This is a genomic window from Streptomyces sp. NPDC088794 (assembly GCF_044750545.1).
Taxonomy (GTDB): domain Bacteria; phylum Actinomycetota; class Actinomycetes; order Streptomycetales; family Streptomycetaceae; genus Streptomyces.
Genome location: NZ_JBIVKB010000001.1, coordinates 210,178 through 229,747 on the forward strand (window position 1 = coordinate 210,178; position 19,570 = coordinate 229,747).

At 71.8% G+C, this 19,570-nt stretch carries 21 protein-coding genes; 8 read left to right on the forward strand and 13 right to left on the reverse strand.

The features are described from left to right. The first annotated feature begins 5 nt into the window (after positions 1-5). Entirely contained in the window at positions 6-1,673 is a 1,668-nt protein-coding gene (locus tag ACIP6U_RS00995; protein WP_401712864.1) for an FAD-dependent monooxygenase, read from the forward strand. 7 nt (positions 1,674-1,680) lie between these two features. Here ACIP6U_RS00995 and ACIP6U_RS01000 read toward each other — a convergent pair whose 3' ends face one another. Further along, positions 1,681-2,361 (reverse strand): TetR/AcrR family transcriptional regulator, encoded by a 681-nt coding sequence (locus ACIP6U_RS01000; protein ID WP_401711001.1) that lies wholly within the window; start codon positions 2,359-2,361, stop codon positions 1,681-1,683. A 103-nt stretch (positions 2,362-2,464) separates the two neighbouring features. Here ACIP6U_RS01000 and ACIP6U_RS01005 point away from each other — a divergent pair, with 103 nt between their 5' ends. After that, positions 2,465-3,028 (forward strand): NADPH-dependent FMN reductase, encoded by a 564-nt coding sequence (locus tag ACIP6U_RS01005; RefSeq protein WP_123996413.1) that lies wholly within the window; start codon positions 2,465-2,467, stop codon positions 3,026-3,028. A 51-nt stretch (positions 3,029-3,079) separates the two neighbouring features. On the opposite strand, the gene ACIP6U_RS01010 is transcribed toward ACIP6U_RS01005, so the two are convergent. Both ACIP6U_RS01010 and ACIP6U_RS01015 read right to left on the reverse strand, forming a co-directional pair. After that, positions 3,080-3,862 carry a DUF899 domain-containing protein gene (locus ACIP6U_RS01010; protein ID WP_401711002.1) on the reverse strand — a complete coding sequence of 261 codons (783 nt, stop codon included), beginning with the start codon at positions 3,860-3,862 and terminating at the stop codon, positions 3,080-3,082. A gap of 134 nt (positions 3,863-3,996) precedes the next feature. Next, a complete protein-coding gene (locus tag ACIP6U_RS01015; RefSeq protein ID WP_401711005.1) occupies positions 3,997-4,902 on the reverse strand; it encodes a LysR family transcriptional regulator in 906 nt (301 codons plus the stop codon). Positions 4,903-5,016: 114 nt separating this feature from the next. Between ACIP6U_RS01015 and ACIP6U_RS01020 the strand changes: the two genes are divergently transcribed. After that, positions 5,017-5,235, forward strand: a complete 219-nt coding sequence (locus ACIP6U_RS01020; RefSeq protein WP_401711007.1) for a hypothetical protein — start codon at positions 5,017-5,019, stop codon at positions 5,233-5,235. Here the strand turns inward: ACIP6U_RS01020 and ACIP6U_RS01025 are convergent. Both ACIP6U_RS01025 and ACIP6U_RS01030 read right to left on the reverse strand, forming a co-directional pair. Further along, complete coding sequence (locus ACIP6U_RS01025; RefSeq protein WP_401711010.1) at positions 5,211-6,092, reverse strand: LLM class F420-dependent oxidoreductase; 882 nt, start codon at positions 6,090-6,092, stop codon at positions 5,211-5,213. The genes ACIP6U_RS01020 and ACIP6U_RS01025 overlap by 25 nt on opposite strands. A 92-nt stretch (positions 6,093-6,184) precedes the next feature. Next, positions 6,185-7,156: a TerC family protein gene (locus ACIP6U_RS01030; RefSeq protein ID WP_401711013.1), complete on the reverse strand. Its 972-nt coding sequence runs from the start codon at positions 7,154-7,156 to the stop codon at positions 6,185-6,187. Between the two features lie 214 nt (positions 7,157-7,370). On the opposite strand from ACIP6U_RS01030, the gene ACIP6U_RS01035 reads away from it, so the two are divergent. Together ACIP6U_RS01035 and ACIP6U_RS01040 are read left to right on the forward strand one after the other, a co-directional pair. After that, on the forward strand, positions 7,371-8,345 hold the full coding sequence (locus ACIP6U_RS01035; RefSeq protein ID WP_401711016.1) for an alpha/beta hydrolase: 975 nt from the start codon (positions 7,371-7,373) through the stop codon (positions 8,343-8,345). A 139-nt stretch (positions 8,346-8,484) separates the two neighbouring features. Further along, the gene (locus tag ACIP6U_RS01040; RefSeq protein ID WP_401711019.1) at positions 8,485-9,486 is read left to right on the forward strand and encodes a helix-turn-helix domain-containing protein; all 1,002 of its coding nucleotides are present in this window, start codon (positions 8,485-8,487) and stop codon (positions 9,484-9,486) included. Positions 9,487-9,489: 3 nt separating this feature from the next. Here the strand turns inward: ACIP6U_RS01040 and ACIP6U_RS01045 are convergent, their stop codons facing one another. Further along, a complete protein-coding gene (locus ACIP6U_RS01045; RefSeq protein WP_401711022.1) occupies positions 9,490-10,056 on the reverse strand; it encodes a 2'-5' RNA ligase family protein in 567 nt (188 codons plus the stop codon). Positions 10,057-10,199: 143 nt separating this feature from the next. Here ACIP6U_RS01045 and ACIP6U_RS01050 point away from each other — a divergent pair, with 143 nt between their 5' ends. The 3 genes from ACIP6U_RS01050 (at position 10,200) to ACIP6U_RS01060 (ending at position 12,951) form a co-directional block, all read left to right on the forward strand. Next, positions 10,200-10,658, forward strand: coding sequence for a MarR family winged helix-turn-helix transcriptional regulator (locus ACIP6U_RS01050; protein WP_401711025.1), 459 nt, complete (start codon positions 10,200-10,202; stop codon positions 10,656-10,658). Between the two features lie 191 nt (positions 10,659-10,849). After that, entirely contained in the window at positions 10,850-12,064 is a 1,215-nt protein-coding gene (locus ACIP6U_RS01055; protein WP_401711028.1) for an MFS transporter, read from the forward strand. A gap of 68 nt (positions 12,065-12,132) precedes the next feature. Beyond that, positions 12,133-12,951, forward strand: a complete 819-nt coding sequence (locus ACIP6U_RS01060) for an aldo/keto reductase (protein WP_401711031.1) — start codon at positions 12,133-12,135, stop codon at positions 12,949-12,951. Here ACIP6U_RS01060 and ACIP6U_RS01065 read toward each other — a convergent pair. The 7 genes from ACIP6U_RS01065 to ACIP6U_RS01095 form a co-directional block, all read right to left on the reverse strand. After that, positions 12,944-13,774, reverse strand: coding sequence for an NAD(P)-dependent oxidoreductase (locus ACIP6U_RS01065; RefSeq protein ID WP_401711034.1), 831 nt, complete (start codon positions 13,772-13,774; stop codon positions 12,944-12,946). The genes ACIP6U_RS01060 and ACIP6U_RS01065 overlap by 8 nt on opposite strands. Further along, complete coding sequence (locus ACIP6U_RS01070) at positions 13,774-14,319, reverse strand: DoxX family protein (protein ID WP_401711036.1); 546 nt, start codon at positions 14,317-14,319, stop codon at positions 13,774-13,776. The genes ACIP6U_RS01065 and ACIP6U_RS01070 overlap by 1 nt, the downstream gene beginning before the upstream one ends. Continuing rightward, positions 14,316-15,248: an alpha/beta hydrolase gene (locus tag ACIP6U_RS01075; protein ID WP_401711039.1), complete on the reverse strand. Its 933-nt coding sequence runs from the start codon at positions 15,246-15,248 to the stop codon at positions 14,316-14,318. The genes ACIP6U_RS01070 and ACIP6U_RS01075 overlap by 4 nt, the downstream gene beginning before the upstream one ends. Next, complete coding sequence (locus ACIP6U_RS01080) at positions 15,245-16,891, reverse strand: thiolase C-terminal domain-containing protein (protein WP_401711042.1); 1,647 nt, start codon at positions 16,889-16,891, stop codon at positions 15,245-15,247. The genes ACIP6U_RS01075 and ACIP6U_RS01080 overlap by 4 nt, the downstream gene beginning before the upstream one ends. 84 nt (positions 16,892-16,975) lie before the next feature. Beyond that, a complete protein-coding gene (locus ACIP6U_RS01085; RefSeq protein WP_401711045.1) occupies positions 16,976-18,373 on the reverse strand; it encodes a cytochrome P450 in 1,398 nt (465 codons plus the stop codon). A gap of 16 nt (positions 18,374-18,389) precedes the next feature. Continuing rightward, positions 18,390-18,620, reverse strand: coding sequence for a ferredoxin (locus tag ACIP6U_RS01090; protein WP_401712867.1), 231 nt, complete (start codon positions 18,618-18,620; stop codon positions 18,390-18,392). A gap of 14 nt (positions 18,621-18,634) precedes the next feature. Continuing rightward, entirely contained in the window at positions 18,635-19,495 is an 861-nt protein-coding gene (locus ACIP6U_RS01095; RefSeq protein WP_401711047.1) for a mycofactocin-coupled SDR family oxidoreductase, read from the reverse strand. Positions 19,496-19,570 lie beyond the last annotated feature (75 nt).

Here is a 19,570-nt window from a genome sequence, read left to right on the forward strand (position 1 = left end):
CGGCCGTGCTGGACGAGCTGCTGGGCACCATCGGACCCGCCCCGACCGAGGGCTCGTGGCGCGAGCGGCTGGAGCGGGTGCTCACCGCGTACACGGCGATGCTCTTCGAGCACCCGAGCCTGGCCCGCTCCGCGCTCACCGCCCGGCCGAGCGGCCCGCACTACCTGACCCTGATCGAGACGCTGCTGGCCCTGCTCGACGAGGGCGGCGTCCCGCCGGCACAGGCCGCGTGGGGCGTGGACCTGCTGCTCCAGCACTCCACCGCGCAGGCCGCCGAGCACGTGGAGGACACGTCCGACGAGGAGTGGGATGCCGTGCGCCGTGCCGTGCGAGACGCGTCCGACCGCACGCATCCACGCGTCGCCGCACTCGCGGACGACCTGCTGTCGGGGCCGCCCGAGGCCCGCCAGACGTGGGCGCTACGGGCAGTGATCACCGGCATAGAGCGGACCGCCGTACCGACTGACCTCGCTGCCTCTCCTCTCCCCCACCTGCCATCTCTTCAAGTCCCGCCCCTTTCAAGGAGGTTCACCATGACCACCCCCCACCACCCCATCGCCGTCGTCGGCGGCGGACTCGGCGGGCTCACGCTCGCCCGGGTCCTGCACGTGAACGGCATCGAGGCCGCCGTCCTCGACCTCGACGACTCCCCCGCCGCACGCACCCAGGGCGGCATGCTCGACATCCACGACGACTCGGGCCAGCCGGCGCTGCGCGCGGCAGGTCTGCACGAGGCGTTCCTGACCCTGGTGCACCCGGGCGGCGAGGCCACCCGCGTCCTCGACCGGCACGGCACGGTCCTCGTGGACAGCCCCGACGACGGCAACGGCGGGCGCCCCGAGGTCGACCGCGGCCAGCTGCGCGACCTGCTGCTTGGTTCCCTCCCCGAGGGCACCGTCCGCTGGGGCGCGAAGGTCACCGGCGCCCGCCCGCTCGACGGCGGCCGGCACGAGGTGACGCTCGCGGACGGTTCCTCCTTCACGACCGATCTGCTGATCGGCGCGGACGGCGCCTGGTCCAGGGTGCGGCCGCTGCTCTCGGACGCGCGGCCCCAGTACACCGGCATCTCGTTCGTCGAGGCGGACCTCCCGGACGCCGACCTGCGGCATCCCGTGAGCGCCGAGGTCGTCGGCGGCGGCATGCTGATGGCGCTCGGCGCGGGCAAGGGCTTCCTGGGCCACCGCGAGACCGACGGCAGCCTGCACATCTACGTGGCGCTCAGCATCCCCGAGGACGGGTTCGACGGCGTCGACTTCACGGACACCGAGGCGGCGAAGGCGTACACGCTGGAGCACTTCGGCGACTGGGACAAGAGTCTGCGGGCGCTGGTCGGCGACGCCGACGGACCGCTGGTGCCACGGCACATCCACGCCCTGCCGATCGGGCACCGCTGGGACCGGGTGCCCGGGGTCACGCTGCTGGGCGACGCGGCCCATCTGATGTCACCGTTCGCGGGCGTGGGCGCCAACCTGGCCATGCTCGACGGGGCCGAACTGGGCCAGGCACTGGCCGCGCACCCCGGCGACACCGAAGCCGCACTGGCCGCCTACGAGGCGAAGCTGTTCCCGCGCAGCGAGGAGGCGGCGGCGGACTCCGCCGCGAACGGGATCCTGATGTTCCGCGACGACGCCCCGCAGGGCCTGGTCGACTTCTTCGGCTCGCACCACGGCTGAGCCGGACTCAGCGGGACGGCGGTACGGAGGTCACGCGCTCGACGAGGTCGATCCAGCCGGCCTCCAGGCGGGCCATCGGCATCCCGCACTGCTTGGTCAGGTGGTGGATCAGGGCGGGGTCGAGGTAGCCCATCAGCGTCCGCGCCAGCAACTCGCAGTCGGCGTCCGGCACAAGCTGTCGGAGCAGAACGGTGACGTGCATCGTGAGGGCCCGGGTCGGCGGCAGGTCGAACCTGCGGGTCGGCTCCGGCTGGGCGGCCAGTTGCAGGTCCAGCTGCTCCTGTGTGCGGTACAGCACCGCCACGCCGAACGCCCGCAGCCGCTCCAGAGGCGGAGCCCCGGGTCCCAGCGGGGCCGGTCCGCCGAGGAAGTCGGCCTGGAGCTTCTTCGCCGAGTGGTCCAGCAGGGCCATCAGCAGTCCGGTCCGGTCGCCGAAGCGACGGAACACGGTCCCCTTGCCCACCTTGGCCGCGGCGGCCACCGCCTCCATCGTGACCCCGGCCGCGCCGTGCTCGGCGATCAGCCGGGTGGCCGCCTCCAGCAGCGCGGCCCGGTTGCGCGCGGCGTCGGCCCGCAGGCAGGGCTCGTCCTCGACGGGGCTGAGCTGCAACAACTCCGGCTCGCCGACGGGCTCCTGAGGCGCCGGTATGGGCGGCAGGGTAGCGGACATGAAGACAGCGTAAAGCATGGGAACAAAACTGGACCGCAGTCCGCTTAGGGTGCTAGAACTTGAAACGGACCTCGGTCCGGATCGTAACGGCAATGTTTCAGCACCCCCTCTGGAGTCCCCCATGTCTGTTCGCATCCTCGCGCTCGTCGGCAGCCTTCGCGCCGGTTCGCACAACCGCCAGCTCGCCGAGGCCGCTGTGAAGCTGGCCCCGGAGGGCGCGGACATCGAGCTGTTCGAGGGCCTGGCCGAGATCCCCTTCTACAACGAGGACATCGACGTCGAGGGCGACGTGCCGCCCGCCGCCGCCAAGCTGCGCGCCGCCGCCCAGGCCGCCGACGCCTTCCTGCTCTTCTCCCCCGAGTACAACGGCACCATCCCGGCCGTCCTGAAGAACGCCATCGACTGGCTGTCCCGCCCGTACGGCGCCAGCGGCTTCGGCGGCAAGCCCGTCGCCGTGGTCGGCACCGCCTACGGCCAGTTCGGCGGCGTGTGGGCGCAGGACGAGGCCCGCAAGGCCGTCGGCATCGCCGGCGGCAAGGTGATCGAGGACCTCAAGCTCTCCATCCCCGGTTCCGTGGTCCGCTTCGCCGAGACCCACCCGGCCGACGACGCCGAGGTCGCCGCGCAGGTGACCGAGGTGCTCACCCGTCTGCACGGGCACGCGGGCGAGACCGTCGCCGCCTGATCGGCGCACTAGTCACCCGAAGGGGCCGGAGCTCTGAGCTCCGGCCCCTTTTCAGTGGTGCGGGCCCTTGCGGCCCAGGGTCTCCACAGGGCCCGCGCCGGGACGGGTCCACTGCGGCACCGGTCGGCTGGTGCCGCCCCAGGTGGCGTTCCCGTCCGCGTCCGTGCGCCAGGACCAGCACGCGTGCGCACCCTTGGGCCAGCCCTCGGGGTTGTCCTCCCACGTCTCGCCTCGGCCGTAGGGAGTCATGTCGAGCAGGCCGAGGGATCCGTTGACCCGCTCGTTGCCGCGACCCGTCGTGGAGTAGGTGAGGAACACGCGGTCGCCGTCGCGCAGGTAGCTGGCGAGGTAGCCCATGTGACCGCCGGCCGGCCCGTCCACACCGCGCACCGAGTACCAGGGCTGGGTGTAGCCCATGAACTCGACGTACGACGCGATCTCGTCCCACGGGCCCGTGGCCAGCACGGCGAACGAGACGCCGCGGGCGTGGAGATAGACGGCGTCCTGGAGGTGCCAGGCCGTGGTGGTGCAGCCCTCGCACTGCCCCTGGTGGGGGGCGCCGTCGTACCACATGTGCTTGTAGACGACGAGCTCGTCGCGGCCCTGGAAGAGGTCCAGGAACGGGACCGGTCCGTCGGCGCCGGTGACCTCGACCCTGCCGTCGAACTCGACCATCGGCAACCGCCGCCGGGCCGCGGCGATCGCGTCGCCCTCGTGGGTGTGCGCCTTCTCCCGGACCAGCAGCTCCTCGCGCGCCGCCTGCCAGGTGGCCAGATCGACGACCGGCGGTTTGCCGGGAAGGTCGCCGCTCGCGTTGCCGGGTGTGGTCGTCATGGTGTCCTCCGTGGTGTCCGATGCCGGGCGTCGTCGTACGACGCGCTACGACGCACACCGGAACAGACTCGCGAAGGCGCCGGAACTCATCGCGGCCGAGGGCTGTGGTTCGGGTCGGCCCGGCCGCTGGGGCCTCAGGCCACCGCCGTCCGCGCCAGCTCCCGCAGTTCGCGCAGCGCGGCGGCGACCGCGGGACGCTCCCGGCCGCCCGTGCGGGTGGAGGTGAGGAGCTTGCGGTGCGGGTTGCCCGTGCAGCGGACGCGGGTGATCGGCAGGTGCGGGGTGAGCTGGGAGAGCCTCGGGATCAGGGCCACACCGAGCCGGTGGGCGACCAGGTGGGCGGTGACGTTCCACTCCACCGTGTAGTGGACGACGCCTGGGCTGAACCCGGCCTCACCGCACGCCGACAGCACGTGCGGGCTGCACGGGCTGTCGGGCATCGGGGCGATCCAGTCCTCGTGGGCCGCGTCGGAGAGGTCGACGCGCTCACGCCCCGCCAGCGGGTGGTCCTCGGGTACGACGAGGTCGAACGGGTCGTCCAGCAAAGGCTGTTGGTCGAAGCGGGCGTCGCTCAACGGCGGGTTGTACGGCGTGGCCTCCACGACCGCCAGATCGGCCTCGCCCTCGAAGAGCTGGTCGAAGCTGTCCGGCACGCCCGCCTCCCGGATGCGCACCGACAGCCGCGGATGCCGCTCCCGCAGTCGGGCCGCCATCGGGGCGAGCAGCACCGACACGGCCGTCGGGAAGCCGCTGACCCGCAACGGGCCGCCGGGGGCGCTGTGTTCGGCGCGGAGATCCAGCTCGGCCTCTTCCCAGCGCGCCTCGATGGCGTCGGCGTGCGCGAGCAGACTCTCGGCGGCCGGGGTGAGGCGTACCCCGCGGCCCTGCGGCTCCAGCAGGTCGACGCCGAGGTCGCGGGCGAGCCCGCGGATCTGCTGGGAGGCGGCGGAGGGGGTGAAGTGCAGGGCGCGGGCGGCCGCGGTGACCGTGCCGTAGTGCGCGACCGCGCGCAGGACGTGGAGCCGGCGCAGATCAATCATGAAGCCCACGCTTCAAGGTCGGGTCCGGAAAGTCAACCTGGACGTGTACGAAGGTCGGGCCGCACGCTGGGTGTTTCGCGACGGTCAACCAGCCACGAGATACGAGGAGTTCCCATGCCCGGCCCGACCGGCGCCGCCTGCCCGCACTGCGGATGGCCCGACGCCGCCGAACCCTTCCGGGTGCTGTCCCGGCACGCCACCGCCGGCGGCCTCACCCTCTGGACGCGCTGCGGCTGCGGTTCGCTCCAGGTCAGGAGCGTCGACGACCGCGGTGTGCGGATCGTCTCGCGCAGCCGCCCCGCCACCGCTCAGTCGAGCCCGGCCAGCCGCTGAACGGCCGGTGCCACGAAGCTCTCCATCCAGCCGGAGGTCTCACCGAGGCGCGGCGAGAGGATGACCGTGTCGATGCCGAGCCCGGTGTAGCCCTCGATGTCCCGCGTGGCCGCGTCGAGGTCGCCCTCGTTGACCGCCTCTCCGCTGTAGGCGACGGTCTTGCGGATCGTGTCGTAGTCGCGTCCCTCGGTGTCGCAGTGGGCGCGCAGCACGTCGAGCTTGTGGCGGACCTCGTCCGGGGAGGTCGTGAAGAGGTTGCAGGCGTCGCCGTAGCGGGCGACCAGGCGCAGCGTCTTCTTCTCGCCGCCACCACCGATCATGATCTCGGGGCGGGGAGCGCTGACCGGGGCGGGTACGCACAGGGTCTCGGCCAGCCGGTAGTGCTTGCCCTCGAACGGGCCGTTGTCGTCCGGGTCCCACATCTGGAGGCAGACGCGCAGGGCCTCCTCCAGGCGCTCGAAGCGCTCCGCGAGCGGTGGGAAGGCCACGCCGAGCCCCTCGTGCTCGCGGCCGTACCAGGCCGCGCCGATACCGAGGGTGGCCCGGCCGCCGGACAGGACGTCGAGGGAGGTGGCGATCTTGGCGAGCAGCCCGGGGTGGCGGTACGTCACGCCGGTGACCAGCGCGCCCAGCTGCACCGTGGAGGTCTGGCCCGCGAGGTAGCCGAGGGTCGTGTAGGCCTCCAGCATCGGCGCCTCGGCCCCGCCGTTGAACTCCATCTGGAAGTAGTGGTCCATGACCGACAGCCAGCTGACCCCGGCCACCTCGGCCGCGCGGCCGGCCGCGGCGAGCTCGGCCCCGAGCGCGGGGCCTCCCCCGCTGTGGTCGAACCGGTTGATGTGCACACCCAGACGCATGTCCGTCTCCGTTCACCCCGGCCCGTGCCGATCCGTGCCGACCCCGGCGACGTTAGATCTTCGAGCACTCTCGAAGTCAAGGACGCGCCGCTTCACGCCGGGGGGCGCGCCGCCTCACGCTCTTCCTGCTTCTTCGACGCCCGCAGGCTGGTGAACGTCGTGACCGCCAGGACCAGCACGATGAAGCCCAGCGAGAAGGGGATGGAGATCTCCGGGACGTGCACGCCGGACTCGTGCAGTGCGTGCAGCACCAGCTTGACGCCGATGAAGCCCAGGATGATCGACAGGCCGTAGCTGAGGTGCACCAGCTTCTTGAGCAGTCCGCCGATGAGGAAGTACAGCTGCCGCAGGCCCATCAGCGCGAAGGCGTTGGCAGTGAACACGATGTACGGGTCCTGGGTCAGTCCGTAGATGGCCGGGATGGAGTCGAGCGCGAACAGCACGTCCGTGGAGCCGATCGCGAGCATCACGACCAGCATCGGGGTCATGACCCGCTTGCCGTTCTGCTCGACCCAGAGCTTGGTGCCGTGGTATCGGTCGGCGACGCCGAACCGCTTCTCCACCGCCTTCAGCAGCTTGCTCTCCTCGTAGTCCTCCTCGTGCCCTTCCTTGCGCGCGTCCTGGATGAGCTTCCAGGCGGTCCAGATCAGGAAGGCGCCGAAGAGGTAGAACACCCAGGAGAAGGTGGAGATGATCGCCGCACCGGCCGCGATGAAGCCGGCGCGCAGCACCAGGGCCACGAGGACGCCGACCATCAGCACCCGCTGCTGGTACTGCGAGGGCACCGCGAACTTCGCCATGATCAGGACGAAGACGAAGAGGTTGTCGACACTGAGCGACTTCTCGGTGACGTACCCGGCGAAGAACTCGCCCGTGGGCCCCGCCCCGCCGAAGACGAGAAGGCCCACCCCGAAGAGACAGGCCAGGACGACCCACACGATCGTCCACACCCCCGCTTCCCTGACCGACACGTCGTGGGGTTTGCGGCCGATGAAGAAGTCGACGGCGACGAGCAGGCACAGGGCCAGTACGGTCAGCAGCCAGACGGTGAGGGAGACGTTCACAGGTGGGACTCCTGGTGCGGTGGGGGGTCCGGTCAGCGTTGTCGGAACGTGTGATCCCTTCCACCACGGACAGGTGAACAACGGGCAATGAGGCGGTTTCGGGAGTCCACCCGCCATTCGGCGGGCACCTTCCGCCGGACGGCGGCGGGCCCGGCGGCGCCGTCGCGCGGACCATGGCAGTCGAGAGCCGCCGCGCCCCGCGTGAGGAGACGTCATGACCCAGGTTCCGCCCCCGTTCGACCCCGAGCTCGCCGCCGCGCTGGAGCTGGTCGGGGATGTGATCTCGCCCGGCCTCACGCTGGACGACATCGCCACGATGCGCGAGGGAATGGGGGTCGACTTCCTGGGCGAGCTCGACCTGACCCTCGACCGGTTCTTCGAGGTCGAGGACCGTACGGTGCCGGGTCCCGACGGCGAGCCGGACATCTCGCTGCTCATCTGCCGTCCCGCCGCCCCCGCGACCGTCGGCCCGCGGCCCGTCTTCTACCACGTGCACGGCGGCGGCATGGTCATCGGCGACAACCGGATCGGCGTGACCGCGGCCCTCGACTGGGCGAAGGAACTGGACGCGGTCGTCGTCTCCGTGGAGTACCGGCTGGCACCGGAGCATCCGCATCCGGCGCCGATCGAGGACGTCTACGCCGGGCTGGTCTGGACGGCGGAACACGCGGCCGAACTCGGTGCCGACGCGGACCGGATCGTGATCGCGGGCGCCAGCGCGGGCGGCGGACTGACCGCGGCACTGGGCCTGCTCACCCGGGACCGCAAGGGTCCGCGGCCGATCGGCCAGGTGCTGATGTGCCCGATGCTCGACGACCGCAACGACACCGTCTCCTCCCACCAGATGGCGGGCCTCGGTGTCTGGGACCGCACGGCCAACGAGACCGGCTGGACGGCACTGCTCGGCGACCGGCGCGGCGGCCCCGACGTGTCCCCCTACGCCTCCCCCGCCCGCGCCGACGACGTCACCGACCTGCCGCCCACCTTCATCGACGTCGGCTCGGCGGAGACCTTCCGCGACGAGGCGGTCGCCTACGCCACCCGGATCTGGCAGTCCGGCGGAGTGGCCGAGCTGCACGTATGGCCGGGCGGCTTCCACGGCTACGACGGCTTCGTGCCGCAGGCGGCGGTGTCCCGCGCGACCGGGGCGGCACGGCTGAACTGGCTGCGGCGGCTCATCGGCGAGTGAGGGGATCCGGCGGGTGGGGTGAGGCGCCGACCTCCCCCACCGCGGACGAAGCGCCGACATCCCACTCCCCGGGCGAGGACCCGACATCCCGCACCGCCGCGGACTCCCCCGCATCGGCGCCATGGAGGACCATGAACGTATGAAAGAGCTGGCCGGACGACTGACCGCGCTGGATCCGGACGCCGGAGCCGCGGTGCAGGTCATCTCCTACTTCGATCACCTGGCCGAGGCCAGGGCCGGTCTGGAGACCCTGGTACGGGGCGCCGCCGTGCTGGCCGGCTGCCCGGCGCGGCTCGTCGACGGAAGTCGGCGCGTACGGGTCCGGGTCGAGCCCGACGGCACCCGCAAGGACGTCGACACCCCGCCGGACCCCGCCTGGCCGTCCGCCGCGCTGGAACCGGGCGGTGCCCCGGCCCTGTGGCTGGAGCGTCCGGCCGGGCAGCCCAGTGTCGTCGACGCGGTGATCGTGGAGCGGGCCGCGGGCGCCGTCCGGCTCGTCCTGGACCGCACCCGGGGCCGCGCCCCCGCCTCGCTCGCCGACGACCCGGCCCTGGTGGAGACGCTGCTGGACGCGACGGTCCCGCAGGACGCCCGGCTGCACGCGGCCCGTCTCGTCGGCGTCGACCCCGCCGACCCGGCCCTCCGCGTACGCGCCCTCGCCCCGGCCGACGGCAGACCCCGCCTGCTGATCGCCGGCGCGGACCTCCCGGCAGGCCGCGTCGGCGTCGGCCCCGCCGTCCCCGTGCTCGACCTGCCGCACTCCTGGGCCGAGGCCCGCACGGCCCTGCGGTTCACGGCCGACGGCACCGCGCAGGACCCCGGCCCGCGCGTGGTGTACGCCGACGAGCTGGGCGGCATCGCCCTGCTCGCCGGGCTGATCGCACCGGGCGCCGAGCCACCGGCCGACGTGCACGCCATCGAGGCGGCCGCCGCTGCCGTGCCCGGGCTGCTGGCCACGCTCAACGCCGTGGCCGCGACGGCGAGTCAGCGGGCGGCCGCCGCCGAGATCAACGTCCACCACTCCACGCTCCAGGACCGGTTGACCCAGGCGGAGCATCTGCTGGGCTGGCCGGTACGTACACCGCAGGGCCGGCTCAGGCTCCAACTGGCGCTGGCGATGCGGCACTTGGCGCGGCCGTAACGGTCAACCGAGGTCGCGCGCCTGCCTCGCCACGCCGGTCCGTCCTAGGGGGAACGACGCCTCAAGGCGCCACTCCGTGCCGCTGAACACCACCAGGTCGACCGCCGACACATGAGCCGAGACAGGGAGGTTGGGACCGATGTCCGCCTCCGCCTCGTCCAGGGCTTTTTCGTCCTTGACCTGGCCGACGGTCAGATGGGGCACGGGTTCGTACTTGCCGCCGTACGGCGGGGCTTCCGGCCAGCGTCCGACGACGGCCTCGGTGAGGCGGCGGAAGGGGGTGTCCGGGTCCGGAGCGAGGTACAGGACGCCGGGGAAGCGGCCGCAGCGCTCGAAGCGGAGGTCGAAGGCCGGTTGCCGGGCGGCCAGTTCGCCGAGGGCGGCACGGGTGCCGACGTCGATGACGTCCGCGTGCAGGAACGGGAAGAGGACGGTGACATGGGCCGGGACGCCCGCGCGCGCGGCGGGATCGAGGCGCTCGCGCCACGTTCCGACCACCGGCTCGGCCTCCGGGATCAGCGCCACGAGGCCTGTCTGTCCTGCCTGGAATCCACGGGAGTCGTCCGTCACCCGACGTGTATATCAGCCGTACCGACGAGCACGGACCCGCACCGGCGGTCACTCGTTGCATACGCGCGCTACATGCTTCCGCCGGTAATTTCACCGATCCCCTATCCTGGATCCCAGTCATCACGCGACGGAGGACCCAGGCCATGACCGCGACGGACCCGGCACTCACCGCCCTCGCCCAGGGCTGGTGCGCCCTCTCGCTACTGCACGGCAGGATCGAGGCCCACATCGAGCGCGCCCTACAGGCGGCGCACGACCTGAGCGTGCGCGAGTACTCGCTGCTGGACGTCCTGAGCCGGCAGCACGACGGCGACGGCGGGCATCTGCAGATGAAGCAGGTCGCCGACGCGGTCGTACTCAGCCAGAGCGCCACTACCCGGCTGGTCACGCGCCTGGAGGACCGCGGTCTGCTGACCCGCTACCTGTGCCCCACCGACCGCCGTGGCATCTATACGAACGTCACCGAGTCCGGCTTCACACTGCTGGAGGCGGCCCGCCCGACCAACGAGGCCGCCCTGCGCGAGGCCCTCGACTCGGCCGCGGCGAATCCCGAGCTCGCCCCGCTGGTCAAGGCGGTCGAGACGCTCCGCGTGGCCGCCTGACCCCTGACCCCGCCTCCTCCTCTGACGCCGAGCCCCCGAGGTGCTTTCGCCGCGGGGGCTCTCGCTTGACCACATGCTTGCAGACGCGCTCTACCCGCCCTCGACCTTCCCTGCACTTGCATTTATCCCGCGTCTGCAATTATTGTCGACGCTCGTAAGCGACACACGCAATCGCCTGGAAGGTACCTCCCATGCCTCTCGCCCTTCTGGCCCTCGCCATCGGGGCCTTCGGGATCGGCACGACGGAATTCGTGATCATGGGCGTGCTGCCCGAGGTCGCGGGTGACTTCGGGGTCTCCATCCCGACCGCCGGCTGGCTGGTCTCCGGCTATGCCCTCGGTGTCGTCGCCGGCGCACCCCTGCTGACCGTCCTGGGCACCAAGGTCTCCCGCAAGAAGATGCTCATGTTCCTCATGGGGCTCTTCGTGGTCGGCAACGCGCTGTCCGCGTTCGCCCCCAGCTTCGGCGTGATGCTGATCGGCCGCGTGATCGCCTCCCTGGCGCACGGCGCGTTCTTCGGCATCGGCTCCGTGGTCGCCGCCGACCTGGTCGCCCCGGAGAAGAAGGCCTCCGCGATCTCCCTGATGTTCATGGGCCTCACGGTCGCGAACATCGTCGGTGTCCCGCTGGGCACCTACATCGGTCAGGCCGCCGGCTGGCGCGTCACGTTCGTCCTCGTCGCCTCGCTCGGCATCGTCGGGCTGCTCGGTCTGGCGAAGCTCGTGCCCGACGCGGGCCAGCCCAAGTCCCCTGACGTACGCGCCGAGTTCGCCGCCTTCCGCAACGTCCAGGTCTGGCTCGCGCTGGCGATGACCGTCCTCGGCTACGGCGGAGTCTTCGCCGCGATCACCTACATCACGCCGATGATGACCGAGGTGGCCGGCTACTCGGCCGGCGCGGTGACGTGGCTCCTGGTGCTGTTCGGGGTCGGCATGTTCCTGGGCAACCTGCTGGGCGGCCGGTTCGCGGACCGCGCGCTGATGCCGATGCTGTTCACCGCGCTCGCCGCGCTGACCGCGACACTGCTGCTCTTCACGGCCACCGCGCACAACAAGGCCCTCGCCGCGATCACGCTCACGCTGATCGGTGCCCTCGGCTTCGCCACCGTTCCCCCGCTGCAGAAGTGGGTACTCGACCAGGCGTCCGCCGCCCCGACCCTCGCCTCGGCCGTCAACATCGGCGCCTTCAACCTCGGCAACGCACTGGCCGCCTGGCTGGGCGGTGTCGTCATCTCCGCCGGGCTCGGCTACACGTCGCCGAACTGGATCGGCGCCCTGCTGTCCGGCTCCGCGCTGCTGCTGTCCTTCCTCGCCGCGGCCCTGGACCGCCGTACCCGCACCGCCACCGGCCATGTCGTGGCCGCGTCCGCCCCGGCCGACGGCGTGCCCGTCGCCGCCCGGCACTGAACCGACCGAACCGACCGGCACCGAACCGGCCGACCCCGCACCGCCAACACCGCAAAGGAACAGCGCACATGACCCCCACCGTCACCCTCAACAACGGCGTCGAGATCCCCCAGCTCGGCTTCGGCGTCTTCCAGGTCCCCGACGCCGAGACCACCGCCGCCGTCACCAACGCCCTTCAGGCGGGCTACCGCAGCATCGACACCGCCGCGATCTACGGCAACGAGGCCGGCGTCGGCGCCGCCCTCGCCGCCTCGGACCTCGCCCGCGACGACCTCTTCGTGACCACCAAGCTGTGGAACGCGGACCAGGGTTACGACGCCACGCTCCGCGCGTTCGACGCGAGCCTCGCGAAGCTGGGCCTGGAGTACGTCGACCTGTACCTGATCCACTGGCCGACGCCGGCCCGGGACCTGTACCTCGACTCGTGGAGCGCCATCGAGAAGCTGGCCGCCGACGGCCGGATCCGTGCCGCCGGTGTCTCCAACTTCCAGCCCGCGCACCTGCGTCGGCTGGTGGACAACTCGTCGCTGGTGCCCGCGGTCAACCAGATCGAGCTGCACCCCGGCCTTCAGCAGAGCGAACTGCGGGCGCTGCACGCCGAGTTCGGGATCGTCACCGAGGCCTGGAGCCCGCTGGCCCAGGGCGCGGTGCTGGGTGAGTCCGCGCTGACAGAGATCGCCGGGCGGCACGGCAGGTCGCCGGCCCAGGTGGTGCTGCGCTGGCACCTTCAGCTGGGCAACGTGGTGATCCCGAAGTCGGTGACGCCCGCCCGTATCCGCGAGAACATCGACGTCTTCGACTTCGTGCTCGCCGACGAGGAGATGGCCGCGATCGCGGAGCTGGACCGCGGGCTGCGCACGGGTCCGGACCCCGACACCCTCAACTGACCGTCGAGCGGCCCTGGTTCATCAGATCCAGGGCCGCGTTCGCGGCCGCGGTGACGACGTCCGGCCGGGCCCCCGCCGCCTCGGCCACGTCGGTCACCAGCCGGACGTCCTTGCGGAGCAGGGGTCCGGCGTGGGCGGCGATGCGGTCCAGGGTGCCGCCGGCCGACGCGATCCTGGTGAGGGCGAAGCTGGCGCCGCTGCCGTGCGCGACGACCTGGGCGAGCGCGCCGGCGTCCACGGCCAGGTCCCGGCCGAGGGCGAGGGTGTCGGCGGCCGTGGCCAGGTTGGCCGTGAACAGCACGTTGTTCAGGAGCTTGGCGAGCTGGCCGGTGCCGAGCGGGCCCATGTGGACGACGGGATCGGCGTAGGTCTCGAACACGGGACGGCAGTAGGCGACCGTGCCGGGCTCTCCCCCGGCCATCACCACCAGCCGTCCCTCGGCCGCCGCAGGGCCGCCCCCGCTGACGGGAGCGTCGATCAGTGTGACGCCGTGGGTCCTGGCCCGGTCGGCGAGGCGCCGGCAGGTGTCCGGGTGGACGGTGCTGTGCACGGCGACCACCCCGCCCTTGCGCAGACCGGCGAGAACTCCGTGCTCGCCGGTGAGGATCTCCTCCACGTCGGCGTCGTCCACGACACAGACGCAGACCAGGTCGCTGCCGGCCGCCAACTCCGCCGGGGACGAGGCGCGTTGGGCGCGGGTGTCGGCGAAGGGGACCAGGGTGGCGGGGCGGCGGGCCCACAGGGCGGTCTCGTAGCCCGCGTCGACGATACGGCGGGCCATGGGGCCGCCCTGGCTGCCCAGGCCGATGAATCCGACGCGCATCAGCGGGTCTCCTGTTCATGGGGTGCGGGGGTGGGGGTCGGCTCCGGTGCCGGCGGGTTCGGACGCCAGCACGTGCCGAGCAGGCCGGTGGTCGCCGCCACGGCCGCGCCCAGCGCGATGGCGCCGCCCGCCCAGCCGGTCACCGCGATGCCGGCCGCCTCGTCCACCGAGACGTCCCCCGGCCCCAGCACCGCGAGGGCGAGGGACAGGACGGCGAGGGTGAGGACGTACTCGTAGCCCTCCTTGAAGACGAAGAAGCCGTTGGGCCGGTGGGCGAGGAGGCCGGCGACCAGCATCACGGAGATGACGGCCGCGCAGGCCAACGGGGTGACCAGGCCCGCCAACAGCAGGACCCCCGCGCCGACTTCGGTGAGCACGCTCGCCCACGCCTGGAGCGTGCCGTGGCGCAGGCCGAGGCCGGTGAACCAGCGGGCGGTGCCCTCGATGCGGCCGCCGCCGCGCCAGTGGTTGAGGCCGTGCGCGATCATGACGGCGCCCAGGACCAGGCGGATCAGCAGCAGCGCGGTCGTGTCGGCGTGGCTCATCCGGCCCTCCCCTGCCGTGAGTGCGCGGCGATGTCGCTCTCGTGGGCCACGGCGCACTCCTCGGCGAACGACAGCACCTTCAGGTGGTAGGCGCGGGCCGAGTGGCCGAGGCTCAAGTTGTGGCCGCTGTCCGGCTGTTCGTTCGTCCGGACCCGGGGTGCGGCGGTGAAGAGGGCGGCGATGTCGGCCAGCACCTCGGGCCCGGAGCTCCACACCTCCTCGTGGTCGCCCAGGCTGAACTGCACGGGAACCCTTACACGAGCGGCCAGTTCGGGGAACTCATGACGCCAGCCGCGCGCCGCCGACTCGTACTCCGGAGAGGCGGCGGCGATGCTCGCGCCGCCCAACACGTCCGGCGGGTAGAGGTGGTTGGGGCCCCACAGCACCTTCCACAGGAGCGACCGGGCCCGCCCGGCGGGACGCAGTTCCTCGTCGTTCAGCTCCAGGAAGCCGGTGGAGCGGGGGTGGTGGTGCCGGCCGGTGCCGGCCAGCTCCAGACCGAGGAGTTCACGGCCCCGCGCGTCGGCGGCCATCCGTACGGCGAGTTCGCTGCCCGCGGAGTGGGCCAGGACGAAGACACCGGAACCGCGCGGGCGCGTGGACAGCAGCCGGTCCAGGACGCCGAAGGCGAGGTCCACCCGGCGTGCGGGGTCGGTGAGTTGCCGCGCGTCGGGCAGCGAGGCGCCGTAGCCCGGGCGGTCGAGGGCGAGGACGGAGAAGCCGAGCGCGGCGCCGGTGCGCAGCAGCGAGAGCCGCGCGTGTCCCGGGCAGTCGAAGTACGTCGATCTGGTCCCGCCGCCGTGCAGCGCGAGGACGACGGCACGTGGCTCGGAGACCCAACTCGCCCGGTACGAGAGGGAGATGCCGTCGATGTCGACGACTCCGGGCACGACGGGCGGGTCGCCGTCCGCCGCCGTCGGCCGTGTCACGTGTCCGTCCTGAGGAGGATGACCCCGCTGGGCGTGAGGCCGCCCGAACTGACGACGGCGACCCGGGCGTCCGGGACCTGGCGGACTCCGGCCGCTCCTCGCAGTTGGACGATCGCCTCGTGGACGAGGCCCATGCCGTGGGTGCGTCCGTGCGAGAGCTGGCCGCCGTGGGTGTTGAGGGGCAGTACGCCGTCCCGTGCGATGTTCTTTCCTCCGTCCAGGAAGTCCTTCGCCTCGCCGATCCCGCAGAAGCCCAACGCCTCTATCCAGGAGAGGCAGTTGAAGGTGAAGCCGTCGTAGAGCTGGGCCACGTCGACGTCGGCGGGGCGCAGCGAGGTGCGGGTCCACAGATGCGCGGACTGGCCGATGACCTGGGGTTCGTGGGTGAGGGTGCTCTGGTCCCATTCGAGGCGCTCGGTGATCTGCGTGCCGACGGCCTCGACGAGAACGGGGGGTCGGGCCAGGTCGCGGGCGGTGTCGACGGCTGAGACCACGACGGCGACGGATCCGTCACAGGGGACGTCACAGTCGTAGAGCCCGAAGGGTGTGGTGATGGGGCGGGCCTGGAGGTAGTCGTCCATGGTCATCGGGTCGCGGTAGATCGCGGTGGGGTTGAGGGCCGCGTTGGCGCGCTGGTTGAGGGCGATCCAGCCGAGGGTCTCGCGGGTGGTGCCGTAGCGGTGGAAGTGGCGTTGGGCGTTCTGCGCGAGGGTGTGGGCGGCGGAGACGGCACCGAAGGGCTTGAGCCAGCCGGGGTCGGAGCCGCTCGGTGCCGGGATCCTGCCCTGCTTCACCAACTCGCCGTACGTGGACTCCCATACGGTGCGGAAGCAGAGCACGTGCCGGGCGAGTCCGCCGGCCACGGCCAGCATCGCGGCGATGAGCGAGCCGCCGGGGCCGAAGGTCTCGCCGCCGCCGTTGTACCAGCTGGGCCGGATACCGAGGGCGGACTCCAGCGCGGTGACGCCGCCTTCGGCGAAGCCGCCGTACGCCCCGGCTCCGGGGTAGGTGGACAGGCCGTCGATGTCGTCGAGGGTGAGTCCGGCGTCGGCGACCGCCGCCCCACAGGCCTCGACGGTGAGGGAGAGCGGCTGGACCATCAGGCGGCGGCCGAGCCGTGAGCTGCCGATGCCGGTGATCGCGACCTTGTCCTCGAACTTGTCGACGGTGGCCATGGGCCGGGACCTGGGCGGCGGCCCGTCCTCGGGGAGCGGCGCCGGGTCGCCCTGGTCGGCCGCGGGGCGGAACAGCGGCAGCCATACGTCGTCGTCGACGGGCTCGAAGACGACCTCCATCCGCATGCCCAGGGCGAGTTGGCCGGGGTCGCACTCGACGGCGTTGGTGGTGAGCCGGACCCGGGGGTCCTCTTCGAGGGCGACCTGGGCGACGACGTACGGCGGTGGCAGTCCTGGCGGGGCGAAGCGGTGGTTGACGGTGAAGCCGATGAGGGTGGCGCGGCCGGAGACGGTCCGGACGCCCAGGTCGTGGCCGCGGCAGTAGCGGCACACGGGCTGGGGCGGATGGATCAGGGAGGCGCACGAGGCGCACTCCTGGATCCGTAGCCGTCCGTCCGCCCCCGACGTCCAGAAGAACTCGTTCTGTTCGGTGATCAGGGGGACGGGACGTCCCGGGGCTCCGGCCACCTGCACTCCTTCGTCTCTGACCTGTGTCTCGGCGGACGCGTCTCCCGGCCCGCGGCTCAGCGCGCGCGTCTCTCGGCCTGCGGTTCAGCGGACGATCCGCGCCTGTCCCGCCCGTACCGTCACCGGCTCGGCCAAGCGCTGTTCGTCGCAGGCGCGTTGGAGGATCTCCAGCGTCTCGTCGAGCGGCGGACCGAGCCGCTTGCCCGGGGTGAAGGTCGCCGGGAGGTGACGCATGCCCTGGATGATGCCGATGGTCTCGTAGTGGACGGTGCCGGCCGGGTCGCAGCTGAAGTCGGGCATCCGGTCCAGCACGGCCGTCACCATCCGCTTGAACACGGTGCGCGCGACGTTCGAGCCGATGCAGCGGTGGATGCCGAGGCCGAAGCTGCTGTGCCGGTTGCCCCTGCGCTCCAGGTCGACCCGGTCGGGGTCGGGGAAGACCGCGGGGTCCCGGTTGGCCATCGCCCAGGACAGCCACAGGCGTTCACCCTCCTTGAACTCCTGCCCTGCGATCTCGCAGTCGGCGGAGAACGTACGGCCGTCGCCCGGCGCCGGCGTGAAGAAGCGCAGGAACTCCTCGGTGGCCGGGTCCAGCAGGGTGTCCCGCTCGCTGCTGAGCCGGTTCCGCTCACCGGGGTTGTCCGACAGCCATTCCAGGGCGTGCGCGGTGAGCGCCGTCGTCGTGTCGAAGCCGCCGCCGATCAGCAGGGCGAGGACGCCGACCAACTCCAGGTCGGACGGGGTCTTCCCGTTGATCTCGGCCCGGGCCAGTGCGTCGATGAGGCCGGGCCTGGGGTTCTCGCGGATCTCCACGAGGGACAGGTACAGGGCCTGGCCCATGGCGCGGCTCAGGTCCGCGACCCGGGGCATGTCCGGCGAGTTGGGCGGGGTGTAGACCGAGGCGTGGGCGGGCTCGTTGTAGACGGTCCAGTCCTTGAGCGGGATGCCCATCATGGCCAGCGTGAGCACGGCCGGCACCACGTTGGCGAGGTCGTCGACGAAGTCGATGCGGCCTTCCTCGATCTTCGCGTCGAGACAGGCGCGGACCACCTCGTCGACGACGGGGATCCAGCGGGCGACGGCCGCCGGGGAGAGGTAGGGGTTGAGCGTCTGGCGGTAGTAGCGCTGTTCGGGCGGGTCCATCTCCAGGAATCCGCCCTGCACTTCGCGGGCGCGGGGCGGCGAGGGGATGGTGATGCCCTTGTAGCCGCGCCGTATGCCCTGCACGTCGTGGTCGTTGGACAAGTACTCGGCGGAGCGCGCCAGTTCGAAGACCTCGCGGTTGCCGCTGGCGACCCAGTGGCCGCCGTGGGTGTCGGTCCAGGCGATGGGGCACCTGCCGTGCAGTTCGTGGGTGATCTCCTCGAACCGGTGCCGGTACTCGGGGGTGTGCCGGTCGAAATGCACCCGGTCCTTCTTGCGCTCGTCGTCCTGCTCGCGCCTACTGACGTTCTCGCGCTCGTCGCCACTGGCCTCGCTCATGGGTTCCGCCCTCCCTTCAGAACAGCTGGATGGCTCGTTCCGGGCAGGAGTGCGCGGCTTCCCGCACCTCCGCTTCCTGGTCGGCCGGGACTTCTTCGCTGACGGCCGAGGAATGGCCGTCGATCTCGTCGAGCTCGAACGCCTTCGGAGCGATCATGGCGCAGAGCGTGTGGCCCTGGCAGCGCTCCGGGTCGACCCGGACCTTCACTTCTTCAACTCCCTCTATTTCTGCGCGACTTGGCTCCATCGGGCGGCGTCGGTTCACTTCCGCCAGTCGTACCACTTGAGGTAACCGCCGGCGTCGACGCGCAGTTGGGTGCCGGTGATGTAGCGGGCCTCGTCGGAGGCGAGGAAGAGCACCGCGTTGCTGATGTCGACCGGTTCGACGAACGAGACCGGCATGGCCTGCTGCACGGAGAAGGCCGGCTCTGCGTCCTGCCGGGTGGGGTGCTCGAGGTCGGGCCGGAAGGACTTGTACATCGGGTCGCTCTGGAGCATGCGGGTGTCGACGTTGGTGGGGTGGACGACGTTGGCGCGCTGGTTCAACGGGGCGAGATTGCGGGCGAGTTCGTGCACGTACTCCGACAGGGCCCGCTTGGCGAACGCGTAGCCGGAGCCACCGGGGTTGGCGCCCGGGGTGTCGACGATGCCGTGTTCCATGAGGGCGGCGGTCGAACCGGTGGCGATGACCGAGGCGCCCTCGCGCAGGTGCGGCAGGGCGACCTGGATGGCGTTGATGGTGCCGATCAGGTCGACGTCGACGGCGTCGCACCACGCCTGTAGCTTGGGCTCGCCGTGCAGCGGGGCGATGCCCGCCTGGGCCACCACGATGTCCAGGCCGCCGAGTTCGGCGAGCCCGGCCTCCAGCGCCTCGCGCAGTTGTGCCGCGTCGCGTACGTCGGCCTGGCGGGCGACGATCCGCCGGCCCCGCTCCTCCACCAGCCTGGCCGTCTCCTTCAGGTCCTCGGGGGTGGCCATGGGGTAGCCGACCGTCTCGAAGTCGCGGCAGATGTCCACCGCGATGATGTCGGCGCCCTCCTCGGCCAGCCGTACGGCATGGCTGCGGCCCTGTCCGCGCGCGGCGCCCGTGATGAACGCGACCTTGCCCTCGACTCGTCCCATGGCGGGTTCCTTTCCTGTCCTGTAGCAGTGGGCAAGAATCACCCTTCCGAATGCGAGAACCATACTTTCAACGAC

Bases quoted from the DNA above. Each gene is read 5' to 3' on its own strand.
- ACIP6U_RS01040 (WP_401711019.1), top strand. From the start codon at position 8,485: ATGAAAGAGCTGGCCGGACGACTGACCGCGCTGGATCCGGACGCCGGA.
- ACIP6U_RS01050 (WP_401711025.1), top strand. From the start codon at position 10,200: ATGACCGCGACGGACCCGGCACTCACCGCCCTCGCCCAGGGCTGGTGC.
- ACIP6U_RS01010 (WP_401711002.1), bottom strand. From the start codon at position 3,862: ATGACGACCACACCCGGCAACGCGAGCGGCGACCTTCCCGGCAAACCG.
- ACIP6U_RS01060 (WP_401711031.1), top strand. From the start codon at position 12,133: ATGACCCCCACCGTCACCCTCAACAACGGCGTCGAGATCCCCCAGCTC.
- ACIP6U_RS01055 (WP_401711028.1), top strand. From the start codon at position 10,850: ATGCCTCTCGCCCTTCTGGCCCTCGCCATCGGGGCCTTCGGGATCGGC.
- ACIP6U_RS01085 (WP_401711045.1), bottom strand. From the start codon at position 18,373: ATGAGCGAGGCCAGTGGCGACGAGCGCGAGAACGTCAGTAGGCGCGAG.
- ACIP6U_RS01005 (WP_123996413.1), top strand. From the start codon at position 2,465: ATGTCTGTTCGCATCCTCGCGCTCGTCGGCAGCCTTCGCGCCGGTTCG.
- ACIP6U_RS01095 (WP_401711047.1), bottom strand. From the start codon at position 19,495: ATGGGACGAGTCGAGGGCAAGGTCGCGTTCATCACGGGCGCCGCGCGC.
- ACIP6U_RS01035 (WP_401711016.1), top strand. From the start codon at position 7,371: ATGACCCAGGTTCCGCCCCCGTTCGACCCCGAGCTCGCCGCCGCGCTG.
- ACIP6U_RS01065 (WP_401711034.1), bottom strand. From the start codon at position 13,774: ATGCGCGTCGGATTCATCGGCCTGGGCAGCCAGGGCGGCCCCATGGCC.
- ACIP6U_RS01090 (WP_401712867.1), bottom strand. From the start codon at position 18,620: ATGGAGCCAAGTCGCGCAGAAATAGAGGGAGTTGAAGAAGTGAAGGTC.
- ACIP6U_RS01015 (WP_401711005.1), bottom strand. From the start codon at position 4,902: ATGATTGATCTGCGCCGGCTCCACGTCCTGCGCGCGGTCGCGCACTAC.
- ACIP6U_RS01070 (WP_401711036.1), bottom strand. From the start codon at position 14,319: ATGAGCCACGCCGACACGACCGCGCTGCTGCTGATCCGCCTGGTCCTG.
- ACIP6U_RS01000 (WP_401711001.1), bottom strand. From the start codon at position 2,361: ATGCTTTACGCTGTCTTCATGTCCGCTACCCTGCCGCCCATACCGGCG.
- ACIP6U_RS01025 (WP_401711010.1), bottom strand. From the start codon at position 6,092: ATGCGTCTGGGTGTGCACATCAACCGGTTCGACCACAGCGGGGGAGGC.
- ACIP6U_RS01020 (WP_401711007.1), top strand. From the start codon at position 5,017: ATGCCCGGCCCGACCGGCGCCGCCTGCCCGCACTGCGGATGGCCCGAC.